The 10,851-nt window shown below is 52.1% G+C and carries 15 protein-coding genes; 3 read left to right on the top strand and 12 right to left on the bottom strand.

Translation table 11 applies throughout. From position 1 onward, the window contains the following. Positions 1 to 107: 107 nt before the first annotated feature. Entirely contained in the window at positions 108 to 830 is a 723-nt protein-coding gene (locus WMO66_RS09645; RefSeq protein ID WP_349136219.1) for a LytR/AlgR family response regulator transcription factor, read from the top strand. After that, on the top strand, positions 830 to 2,146 hold the full coding sequence (locus WMO66_RS09640) for a GHKL domain-containing protein (RefSeq protein ID WP_349136217.1): 1,317 nt from the start codon (positions 830 to 832) through the stop codon (positions 2,144 to 2,146). The genes WMO66_RS09645 and WMO66_RS09640 overlap by 1 nt, the downstream gene beginning before the upstream one ends. A 241-nt stretch (positions 2,147 to 2,387) precedes the next feature. Here the strand turns inward: WMO66_RS09640 and WMO66_RS09635 are convergent, their stop codons facing one another. The 11 genes from WMO66_RS09635 to rplM form a co-directional block, all read right to left on the bottom strand. Next, positions 2,388 to 3,002 (bottom strand): S24 family peptidase, encoded by a 615-nt coding sequence (locus WMO66_RS09635; RefSeq protein ID WP_176923423.1) that lies wholly within the window; start codon positions 3,000 to 3,002, stop codon positions 2,388 to 2,390. A gap of 167 nt (positions 3,003 to 3,169) precedes the next feature. After that, on the bottom strand, positions 3,170 to 3,991 hold the full coding sequence (locus WMO66_RS09630; protein ID WP_349136216.1) for a MerR family transcriptional regulator: 822 nt from the start codon (positions 3,989 to 3,991) through the stop codon (positions 3,170 to 3,172). A 103-nt stretch (positions 3,992 to 4,094) separates the two neighbouring features. Then, the gene (locus tag WMO66_RS09625) at positions 4,095 to 4,727 is read right to left on the bottom strand and encodes a GyrI-like domain-containing protein (protein ID WP_349136215.1); all 633 of its coding nucleotides are present in this window, start codon (positions 4,725 to 4,727) and stop codon (positions 4,095 to 4,097) included. Further along, the gene (locus WMO66_RS09620) at positions 4,717 to 5,196 is read right to left on the bottom strand and encodes a class I SAM-dependent methyltransferase (protein WP_279078027.1); all 480 of its coding nucleotides are present in this window, start codon (positions 5,194 to 5,196) and stop codon (positions 4,717 to 4,719) included. Before WMO66_RS09620 ends, WMO66_RS09625 begins: the two co-directional genes overlap by 11 nt. 53 nt (positions 5,197 to 5,249) lie before the next feature. Further along, positions 5,250 to 5,765, bottom strand: coding sequence for an NUDIX domain-containing protein (locus WMO66_RS09615; RefSeq protein WP_349136213.1), 516 nt, complete (start codon positions 5,763 to 5,765; stop codon positions 5,250 to 5,252). After that, on the bottom strand, positions 5,762 to 6,400 hold the full coding sequence (locus tag WMO66_RS09610) for an HAD family hydrolase (RefSeq protein ID WP_349136212.1): 639 nt from the start codon (positions 6,398 to 6,400) through the stop codon (positions 5,762 to 5,764). The genes WMO66_RS09615 and WMO66_RS09610 overlap by 4 nt, the downstream gene beginning before the upstream one ends. 1 nt (position 6,401) lies before the next feature. Beyond that, positions 6,402 to 6,794 carry a tetratricopeptide repeat protein gene (locus tag WMO66_RS09605; RefSeq protein ID WP_349136211.1) on the bottom strand — a complete coding sequence of 131 codons (393 nt, stop codon included), beginning with the start codon at positions 6,792 to 6,794 and terminating at the stop codon, positions 6,402 to 6,404. Between the two features lie 2 nt (positions 6,795 to 6,796). Further along, entirely contained in the window at positions 6,797 to 7,648 is an 852-nt protein-coding gene (locus tag WMO66_RS09600) for a phosphotransferase family protein (protein WP_279078036.1), read from the bottom strand. After that, positions 7,632 to 8,015, bottom strand: coding sequence for a hypothetical protein (locus WMO66_RS09595; protein WP_349136210.1), 384 nt, complete (start codon positions 8,013 to 8,015; stop codon positions 7,632 to 7,634). Before WMO66_RS09595 ends, WMO66_RS09600 begins: the two co-directional genes overlap by 17 nt. A 334-nt stretch (positions 8,016 to 8,349) precedes the next feature. After that, positions 8,350 to 8,754, bottom strand: a complete 405-nt coding sequence (rpsI, locus tag WMO66_RS09590; protein ID WP_279078041.1) for a 30S ribosomal protein S9 — start codon at positions 8,752 to 8,754, stop codon at positions 8,350 to 8,352. A 17-nt stretch (positions 8,755 to 8,771) separates the two neighbouring features. Continuing rightward, a complete protein-coding gene (rplM, locus tag WMO66_RS09585; RefSeq protein ID WP_279078042.1) occupies positions 8,772 to 9,203 on the bottom strand; it encodes a 50S ribosomal protein L13 in 432 nt (143 codons plus the stop codon). A gap of 228 nt (positions 9,204 to 9,431) precedes the next feature. On the opposite strand from rplM, the gene WMO66_RS09580 reads away from it, so the two are divergent. After that, entirely contained in the window at positions 9,432 to 10,274 is an 843-nt protein-coding gene (locus WMO66_RS09580; RefSeq protein WP_349136208.1) for a tRNA 2-thiocytidine biosynthesis TtcA family protein, read from the top strand. Here WMO66_RS09580 and WMO66_RS09575 read toward each other — a convergent pair. After that, a complete protein-coding gene (locus WMO66_RS09575) occupies positions 10,158 to 10,412 on the bottom strand; it encodes a pro-sigmaK processing inhibitor BofA family protein (RefSeq protein ID WP_279078047.1) in 255 nt (84 codons plus the stop codon). The genes WMO66_RS09580 and WMO66_RS09575 overlap by 117 nt on opposite strands. Positions 10,413 to 10,851 lie beyond the last annotated feature (439 nt).

Raw genomic sequence — 10,851 nt, 5'->3', positions numbered from 1 at the left:
ATTCCTGCAATTTCCAAACCTCAATTTGGAACAAAATCCCTCGCTGACCGCTCTTGCAATTTAATCAGAGGTTCCCTTGGAATTCAAGCACAAGGAGAGAACCCTGCATGAGAATTGCGATTGTGGATGATCTTGCCGCGGAACGCACACTGCTGAAAGACCGGCTGGAGTGGCAGCTTCAGCGGAGAAACGTACAGGCGGATATTCTGGAATACGAAAGCGGCGAGACATTTCTGGAAGCGGCAAGGAAAGCGCCCTTTACTGCCGCATTTCTGGATATTTATATGGATGGCATGACGGGCATGGAGGCGGCAAAGAAGCTGCGGAAAACCAACACGGACTGCCTGCTGGTTTTTACCACGACCTCGACCGACCATGCGCTGGAGGGCTTTCAGGTACGGGCGCTGCACTATCTGGTCAAGCCCTTTACCGAAGCGGACATCGACGCGCTGACGGACGAGCTGCTTGCCCGCGTACCGCAGCCGGATAAATATATGGAGCTAAAGGTGGAGGGAAGCGAGATCCATCTGCGCTATCAGGACATCGTCTACGCAGAACACTTCGCCCACTTGATCTACGTCCATACGACGGTTCAAAAGACGCTTGCCACGCGCCAACCCTTCAAGACGTTCATCGCCCCACTAAAGGATGACACACGCTTTTTTGTGTGCGGGCGCGGCGTGATCGTGAATCTGGAACACGCGAAGGATCTGGAAGACGCCGCCTTCCGCATGGCGGACGGAAGCCGCGTGTTTGTCAGTCAGGACCTTCTGAAAAGTGCCCGGCAGGCATTTATGGAGTTCTTGCTGCAAAGGGGGCGTATGGTATAATGGAGCTGCTGCGTCCAATTCTGGAGCTCGGCGTGGTGATTCCCGGCATGCTGCTTGCCTACTTCCCGGTAAAATCCAGCTTAAAGCAGCCGCTGTCAAAGCTTGTTTTGTGGCTTGCCCCGCTGCTTGCGCTGCTTTGTGCCGCCGGAGGCGTGGTGTGCTATGTGCGCCGTATGCCGACTGCGCCGGTGTTTGCGGGGCTGACCTTGCTTGCAGCCGTGATCTACATAAAAACGCTCCGGATCTCGCTTTGGAAATCCGGAACGGTTGCATTATCTGTCTGTGCGGTATTTGCCTGTATCAACAGCCTTTGCCGGGCGATCAACGCCGCTATGCTGGCCGGTTTGCCGCAGGCGCAGGCTGCGCCATGGTTCTGTCTGCGGGCCGTGATTTGCTATCATGCGATCTGCTGGCTGTTTGCCGCCATCGCCTATTATCCTGCGACGCACAGCGTGCGGAGGATGGTCGAGGACGAAAATTTTGCGCAGACCTGGTATGTGTTCTGGGTGCTGCCGCTGGTGTTCATTGCGCTGAATCTGTTTATGATCCCCAAGTATGCGGACACGCTCTATACCGGGCGTGTTTTGCAGGGGTATTTTGTGATCAGCATCGCACTTTTGTTTTTGATGCTTTTCTTCAACGCAATCTTCCTTCTGATGGCGATCAGCATCAACCGGAATGTGAGATTGCGGCAGGAGAACCAGCTGCTTTCCATGCAGCAGCAGCGCTACGAAAGCCTGAAAGCTGCCATTGAGGAAGCACGGCAGGCGCGGCACGATCTGCGCCACCAGCTATGTCAGCTCGCTGCCCTTGCAGAAGAAGGGAATCTTGAAAAGATCAAAGCCTATCTCTCCGGCGCAGTTTCCAGAATTCCGAGTCTGGAGCTGCATTTCTGTGAAAACCGGGCGGCAGACGGCGTGGTCGGGTATTACTGCGCACTTGCGAAGCGGGAGCAGATCCCATTTTCCGTGCAGCTCGATCTGCCGGAATGTCTTCCTGTAGACGAAATCAATCTGTGTCTGGTTCTCTCGAATCTGCTGGAAAATGCGCTGGAAGCCAGCCTGCGTACCGCGCCTGCCCAACGCAGGATCAAACTGACAGCCTATCTGCATGGCAGCAGTCTGGCACTGATTCAGGTTGAAAACACCTATGACGGAGTTATCCGGGAAAAAGACGGGGTATTCCAGTCCTCCAAGCGAAAAGGAGAAGGTGTTGGTATCCAGTCCGTCCGCCATATCGCAGAAAAATCTGGTGGAGTAAGTACAGTTACCTATCAGGACGGCCTGTTCTGCGCAAAGGTCATGCTCTGCGGATAATGATGCCCTGCCTTTCCAAAACGGCACGGCCACAGATTTCAGCAGTCTCGCTTCCGGTAAGCCCTGCACAAACCGTATCGCCGTTTTTGCAAAGATGTTGGACGTTGTCGTGTCCCAATCTGCCAGCCTCACGATCTCCGCTGCGCCGTTTTCAAAATCAAACCGCAGTTCACCCCACTCGCCGTCGTTGTCTACCAGATATGCCAAAACAGAAAACCATTGCCGAGCTGAATAATTTGTTTTAGAGAGCCTTTATTACGTGACGAGCTACACCTTGAACCTCGAAGCTCTTCAGTTTTATGACCTCTCCCGGATACCGTGCTTCATTCTCGTAAGCAAGGATAAAGCACTTTTCGTCGTTGTCGAAGCCAACGTACCTTTTTAGCGTGTTCTGCTGTTCCTGATCGAGCGCAACGACTATATCCCCTTCGGAAGCAGGGCAATTACGCTCTATCACCAGCAGATCGCCTTCGGCGATACCGGCATCGACCATCGAATCGCCTTTGGCTCGGAGAATATAAAAGTCTCCTTTGCCAAATAAAGAAACAGGAAGGCTGACATACTCCTCGACGTTTTCCTCTTCCTCTTCCGGAGAGCCACAATAAATCGAGCCAACTAACGGGGCGGCAATGTAGGCTGTCTTCATTTTGGCACTCTCAGGCGCAGAAAGAATACCTCTGCCGTAATCAAGCAAATCTCTATCGCTAAGCTCCTGGATGTAGCGATGAGTTGTCGATCTGGCCACACCGACACCAGCAGCAACTTCGCTGATTGTGGGAGCAACACGATTTTCTTGATAATACTTATTTACGAACTTCAGTATTTTGTCGAGAGTCCCTTGGTCTTTTGTCCTCATACCAGCACCTCTGTTTCTATCCGGGATTTCAAATCCCGTTATCGTTATTATACTCAACTCGGAGAAAATTACAAGAGGGTAACAGAACGTCAAAAAGGAGGTGCGGCCAATCGGCTGCACCTCCTTCAATGAAGAGTGTATCTGGGTTGTAAAGTTGATTATACGGCTTATTTTCTCTTTAAGAGCCAAAAATGATTCTGACCATCGCTGGAATCCGACGCATTACAACTCAGAGACCGTTTGTTGTCCGGGTCTTTTGGATTGCAGCTCAGCAGCATACCAAGGGCCGTATTGACAAAGGCATTATGATTGCTCTTATTTTGAGAAAGAAGGAACAGCATCGCATAATCTTGTCCTTCATCAAGGGTGGAAAACTCCGAAAAGAATTCTTTTACAAAGCTCCAACCATGCTTTTCATAAACGATCTCATAGTCCGGATTATTTAGCAGATCCACATATTCCGGTTCTTCCACTGATTCGTCGCTATCCGAGTATTCCGAATACTCATAATCACTATCATCATTGCGGCTAATCATGCTTTCAAAGAACCCAATTACGCTTTCTTTCATCTGAGAATAGGCGTCTCTGTCTATACCAAACTCTTCAGTAGGATCATATGCCTCCATGGATTCTTTAACCATATCACGAATGGTTTCCAGTTTTTTCTTCATATCTGTCATTTCGGTCTGATATGACTTCTGGATAGCTTTGATTTCCTGCAACCTTCTCTCCTCCTCCGCAATTTTAGCATCGAAGGCTTTGTAGATCACATGATTATCCTTATCAAGGAGTTCTTTAATCTCTTCAATGGTAAATCCAGCCTTTTGAAGATTTTTGATCTTTACAAAGGCGAGAGCCTGCGCCTCCTCATAAAAACGGTATCCTGACCATTGATCCACCTTAACCGGTTTCAGTAGATCAACATGATCATAATAACGAAGTGTTTGAGGATTGCAGCCACAGAGACGGGCAAATTCCTTAATTGTCATATCATGTACCTCCTTTCTGAAACCGTTATATCATTGCAGTTTGCTGTAAGGTCAATACCTATTTTCAATTTCCAGAACTTTTTTCTTAAACCACGCATTCAGCTTACACCTTCTTTATCGGGTGACGGATTACAGTTTTCAGCTTGTCCGGCGCTGTCTTTCTTGCGTCACTCAAATAGATTTCGTGGTGATATCTCAAATCTGTAATGTCAAGAGCATACCCTTGTTCAGACATAAACTGATGCATGAGCTCCACTGTTGCAGGCTCATTGTCGTATGGGCCGATGTGCATGCACTGAACGCAGAGCCCCTCATCGTAGGTCAGAAACTCCACCTTGGAAAAATCTGTCTTCCTCTTGCTTGTTGCCTCCTGAATGGCCCAGTCAAAATCGGCTTTTCTCACGAAGTCCGGCAGCCGGATGAGAGAAATCCATTCAAAATTCTCTTTATGGGTATAATCGACTCCGGTGACACCTTCCTGCCACCAAAAGCCTTCCAGCGGAGGCACCACATAGTCGAAATACCCTTCGATCTGGCGGCTGCCCTTCTTGCTCATTTTGATGGTAAATGCAATCCCGTAAAGGAGGCCGATGGCGTCCTTGTACTCACCGCTTGCAGCATTGGGATCGCCTTTGCCACGCACGGCAAGGTAATTCATGGGCGGCACCGTCACAAACGACGGCTTGTCCTTCGGAAGGTAGAATTCCTTGTACTCTTTCTTATAATCAAATGCCATTCGTTTTCCTCCTGATCTGAACATAGGTGTAAACTGAGTCCTCTTGCGTGGAATAAGACAACTCCATATGATCCAACAGCGGCAAAAGCGTTTCCTGAATCACTGCCTTGTCCATGCGGAAGGAGCTTACAACCCAAGCAACTCCGGTCGTGTTCACAACCCGCAGGCATTCCCACAGAACAGGTTCTGCGATATGCGCCAGATGGCCGATTGCGTTGTACAAAACAACTGTATCGAAAGAACCGTCCGGGAAGCGCATCGCTGTGGCATCCATGATTTCAAAGCGGAGCCTTTCGGTATGCGTTGCCTCTGGGTTCAACCGCTGGTCATCCAAATCAAAACAGACGACCTCCGCGGCGTGGGCTGTTGCCGCAATAGAAAACTCCGCGCAGCCACAGGCGGGCTCCAACACACGCTTGCCGTCGATGTCCGGCATCAGCCTGGAAATTGCTGTTTCAACTCGTTTCATTGCAGCCTCCGTTTCATTCCGAAAACTCACGCAAGCGGTGCTTTCGCATCTAATCAAAAGTATCCTTCGGACATCAGTAGTTCCAACACTCTTGCTTCTCGTTCAAACATCATGGGATTATATGGGCTCGCACCCACGCTGCGGTTCTTTTGAATTGCCATCAAGGGCGTAACATATTCCAATGTATAGGTTTCCTGCGCCTCGTAAGCGTCCAAATTCTGCCGAACTGCTTCCGGCTCCGCTTTGCACAGATAGTAGTAATTATCCTGAACAAAGCATTCGGAGGAATCCATGTCGCTCCGCTGAATCCGGTGGACATAGCCGTATTCCTTGACCGTCTCAGGCTTGACCACAAGTCCGGCTTCCTCCCGCGTCTCTCGGATCATTGCTTCCACTGGGTTCTCTCCGTTTTCAATGCCGCCTCCTGGGAACTTGTAGTAATCGTATTTCAAGCTGTGGATCATGGCGATTTTTCCATCCCTTATGATGATGCTGCGGGCGGAGTTGCGGACGAAACGGTGGGTGCAGTATTCATAGTCCTTCTTATCCATCTCAAATAATAATCTCATAGCAATTCCTCAATCAGACATGGAATACTTAATATCTCTGAAAGGCTGTCCACTGTAAAATCCGGAACCTCTGCCCCGCAGGAGAGATTTGCATAAACGGCGATCCCTTTCCTAATTTGGATAGTTTTCATGCCCAACTCCTTGGCTGGGCGAATGTCGTTGTCCAGCCGGTCGCCTACCATGACAGCGTTTTCGGGTTTGCAGTTTGCCATTGCCAGCGCCCGCAGAAATATCCCCTTGTCCGGCTTTGATACACCCAACTCTGCAGAGGAAGCAATCACAGAGAAGTATCGGCCAAGTCCCCAAGCGTCAAGACGGCCTTTTGCTCCGGGCTTCTGATTTGCGATGATGCCAAGTTGATAGCCCTTGTCGCACAGAGTCCGCAGGGTTTCCTCGCAATCATCAAAGGGAACCTCGTCCTCGCTGTGCCATGGCGTTTTGTTGAGAGCGAAATACTCGATTGCCTTTTGATCTCCGTTATATCCCGCTTTGGCGTATTGGATACGCTTTTCGGAAAACTGCTCGAAGGTGACGGAGGTGCCTCGGATCATGTCTCTGATCCGATGATGATAGGCTTCTTCCTCGTCCACCAGCGTTGAACCAATATCAAAGAAGACCCAACGAATTGCGTTCATATTATTCATCCCCGAGATTTAAGTCCTGGCATTTTTGGATGGCAAGATCATGGTTCTGCTCCGCAGCTTTCTTATACCAGTGCTTTGCCTTTTCCATATTAACAGGCGTCCCAATCCCTTCTTCATAGAAATATGCGAGATTGAATTGGCCGTCACGATCACCATGCTCTGCGGCACGCTGCGTCCAATAAAACGCCTTATCCGCGTCCTTCTCCACACCGATCCCGTCATAGAAAAAGTAGCCCACTTGACATTCGGCAAGGGGATAGCCCTTCTCAGCAAGTTCCATGTGTCCTTCAAAGCACTTCTCAAACTGCTTTGTGTTCCAGTATTTCTCGATCAGTTCATTGTAACGATCAAATTCTGGACATGCTTTATAATATGCATTTGACATTTTTAGTACCTCTTGCAGATCAACCGCTTTACCCAAGTGCGTATGTAATCGCAGTATTCAGCATCATCTCCGCTGAATTGCAGAAAGTATACATAGCATTGGGCCATATAGTATTTGACAGCTTCTTGATCGCATGGAGCGGTTCTCTGATAGCCACGCAGAAAGGCTTTCTGCTCCACTTCGGTTTTCAGAAATTTCTGCCCCGGTCGCCGGAACAGAGCCCAGGCAATGTCGAAGTCACGGTTTCCATAGCCTGCCAGCTCAAAGTCCAGTATGCCGCTGATATGATGCCTGTCCCATAAGATGTTTGCATAGTGGAAATCTCCGTGGCAGAAGCAGCGGACAGACGTCTTGGGCGGATTTGCAAAAATTCCTTTATATTCCTCCAAGCCCAAGGTTTTTAAGAACTCGTCAGACGGCACGTGGAAAAACCTTCTGTCCTTGACTGGCTCTGCGGAAATGCGAAGCTGATGGAGCGTTGCCAGCGTCGCGCCGTATTCCTCCATAAAGCTAAGGGATTCCAGCGTTTCGTTTTCGCCCACAATGGTCGATAGACGTTCGCCCGGCAGCTCCAACGTTACGGAGAAGGGCGTTCCGGCAAACCCGCAATCAAGGACTGTGGGATAAATTGGCGAATGGAGCTGTGACAGAATCGCCACCTCGTTTTCAATCGCCGCACCCTTCTGTCTTGCGGCTTTGATGTAGGCCCGGACTTCTTTGCCTTTGTAGATACCCCTGGCGTGGAATACGTCGTTACCGGCGTGAGGATAGCCAAGTATTTCTATTGGATGGAAGGACTTATAAGCGAGCGAGAAAGGATCAATGGTTTCCCGCCATTTATCTGGATGTTTCACAACTCGTTTCTCCTGTGATTTCATCAATCTGTCGGTACAGTTCCTCATACACCTGATCTGATATCGGCTTTTTCGGCGTCCAGAACGCAAGGAGCTCCTGCAACTCCGGGGAAGCTCCCAAAAGTGCCTTCACTCTTTCATACGCAAAGTCATTTGCATCCCGCTCATGGGGCTGTCCAAGATATAGTTCCGTGAAAAACTCTATTGATCCTTCGAGCTTGCATTCTTTCCATTTGCCGTCAACGAGTTTATAACAAGTTCCATCATATTGGATGACATAGAGGCGGCTCCTGGCAATCAGTCCGTCAAAGCGCTCCGGGTGCAAATACTGCAAGGCATGGCGAAGCTCATGAAACAGATAGAACATCTGCTCGTACTCCGGTTGAGATTGGAGCATCTCTTTGTTGATGAACAGCGTATTGACAGTTGGATCAAACGTACCGTTGGCCGTTTCATATCCCTTCGGCATGTCGAAGGAAAGGTTGACCGTTAAGCGCCGATATTGTTACCCCCAAATGCCTAAAAGTTGTTCCCGTGGTTGTCCCCGAAGTTGTCCCATAAAGACGAAAAAAGGGGAGTTGTCCCCGAGTTGTCCCCGGTAAAAACGATTTGGTTGGGTCAGGTTGAGCCAGAACAGGACAAAAAGAAAAACCCCGGAAACCGTTGAGTTTCCAGGGTTTTTGGGCATTTTGAAATCTCGATCAGCGCTTGGAGAACTGCGGAGCGCGACGGGCGGCCTTCAGACCGTACTTCTTGCGTTCCTTCATTCTCGGGTCGCGGGTCAGGAAACCGGCGGCCTTCAGAGCGGCGCGGTACTCGGCGTTCAGGCCCAGCAGCGCGCGGGAGATGCCGTGACGGATGGCACCGGCCTGGCCGGTGACGCCGCCGCCCTGGACGGTGCAGACCACGTCCACCTTGCCGAGCAGGTCGGTGGTGACCAGCGGCTGACGGACGATCAGCTTCAGGGTGTCGAGACCGAAGTAGTCGTCGATCTCGCGGCCGTTGATAATAATGGAACCGGTGCCGTTCTCATAAACGCGGACACGGGCGATAGAGGACTTGCGGCGGCCGGTGCCGTAATGATACTGTTTCTTGCTCTCGTACATCGTCTTTTACCTCCTGATTAGTCCTGCGTCCAGGCTTCGGGCTTCTGGGCAGCATGGATGTGCTCCGGACCCTTGAACAGCTTCAGACGAGTCATGGCAGTTCTGCCGATGGTGTTCTTCGGGAGCATGCCCTTGACGGCCAGCTCCATGGCGAACTCGGGACGCTCGGCCATGAGGGTCTTGTACTTCGTTTCCTTCAGACCGCCGATCCAGCCGGAATGACGGCGATAATACTTCTCCTCCAGCTTGCGGCCGGTGAGAACAGCCTTCTCGACGTTGACGATGATGACGTAATCGCCGCAGTCAACGTTCGGGGTGAAATCGGGCTTCAGCTTGCCGCGCAGCAGGTTGGCGGCGATGACGGCGGTACGGCCCAGGGGCTTGTCCGCTGCGTCCAGGACGTACCACTTGCGCTGAACGTCCTCTTTTCTGACCAGTGTCGTGGACATGAGTGAGTTCCTCCGTATATTGAAAATAAATATTTTGACAAAACCGGGCTGCACGCGTACAATATTCCCGTGCACAGCCTATTCTTTATACCACAGGAAAAACCGGCTGTCAAGCACAAAATTCGGAAATTTCATTTTTCTCCGGAAGAACTCTCGGATGCTCCGTTTTTCTCCCGGATACTCGCAAATGCTCAAGGGGCAATTTTTCGAAAAAACGGAGGAATTCGCATGCAAAGAATGATGGGACTCGTGCGCCGCTGCATCGAGGATTACCGGATGATCGAGCCGGGCGACCGCATCGCCGTCGGCGTGTCCGGCGGCAAGGATTCGCTGACGCTGCTGACGCTTCTGGCTGCGCTTCGGGAATATGTGCCCTATTCCTATGACCTCACGGCCATCACGATCGACATGGGCCTCGGCGGCATGGATTTCTCGCCGGTCGCACGCCTGTGTGAGCGCCTTGGTGTGCCGTATTCCCGCGTGGAGACGGAGATCGGGCCGATCATCTTCGAGCACCGGAAGGAAAACAATCCCTGCTCGCTGTGCGCCAAGATGCGCCGCGGGGCGCTGAATCAGGCGCTGCTGGAGCAGGGCTATTCCAAGGTGGCGCTCGGCCACCACTATGACGACGCCGTCGAGACGTTCCTGATGAGTCTGCTGTTCGAGGGGCGGATCGGCTGCTTTGAGCCGGTGACGTACCTCGACCGGACCGGCGTGACGCAGATCCGGCCCATGCTCTATCTGACGGAGGGCATGGTGCGTACGTTCGCGGCGGAGCACGACCTGCCCGTCGTGCACAATCCGTGCCCGGCCGACAAGCACACGAAGCGGCAGGAGATCAAGGAGCTCGTCGCCGTGCTGTCGAAGACGTACCCCGACCTCAAAGCGCGTGTATTCGGCGCGATGCAGCGCCTGCCGCTGCCGCAGTGGGGCGTGACGCCGCACCCGCGCGGCTCACAGAAACAGCTGCATCAGCACGACGGCGGCAAAGCCGGGCAGGCCGAAAAAGCCGACGATGCAGGCCGCGGGCGCGGTGACGGCGATATAGAGCCCGGTCAGGGGCGCGAGTAAATTGACAAGGCCGAGCAGGACTGCGCCGCAGAGCGTGTTGATGCACAGCTTCCAGAACCAGCGCAGCGGCGTGGACAGCAGCCGCACGAGCAGAAACACGGCGGCGACGGAAAGTGCAACGGATAAAACCTGCGTCATGGAAAATTCCTCCTGAAATGCGAAAAAATGAACCAACGCGGCGTGCATTGTTCGGCCGCGCCGGGGCATACTGAAAGCGGACACAGTCCTGGAACATTTTCCGGCATCGGGCCAATGCACTTCGAACGGCCAATTCGAAGAGAAAGTGGAATCCATAGCCTGTGTCAAGTGCGCCGCGCGGCGTAAAACTGCCGCGGACGGTACGAAAGATACCCCCATGGGGCGGGGCGCTGCGGCCGCAGCGCCCCATGACGTTCTGATCTGGGCAGCGCCGCATCCGCGGCGCTTGAGCGTGTCGAAAAAGCCTTTTCGACACGCTCTCAAACGAGACCCGTTTCACTGGGCTCTCGTTTGAAAGGGGCTGCGGCTCGCTGCAGCGCACGAAGGGCACGCCCTTCGCACGTTTGCGAGCCGAGCGGTATTTTCTCCGACGTACACG

The sequence above is a fragment of the Faecousia intestinalis genome, from assembly GCF_040096185.1.
Classification (GTDB): Bacteria; Bacillota; Clostridia; order Oscillospirales; family Oscillospiraceae; genus JAZOXB01.
This window is presented reverse-complemented; position numbering and strand designations above follow the sequence as displayed.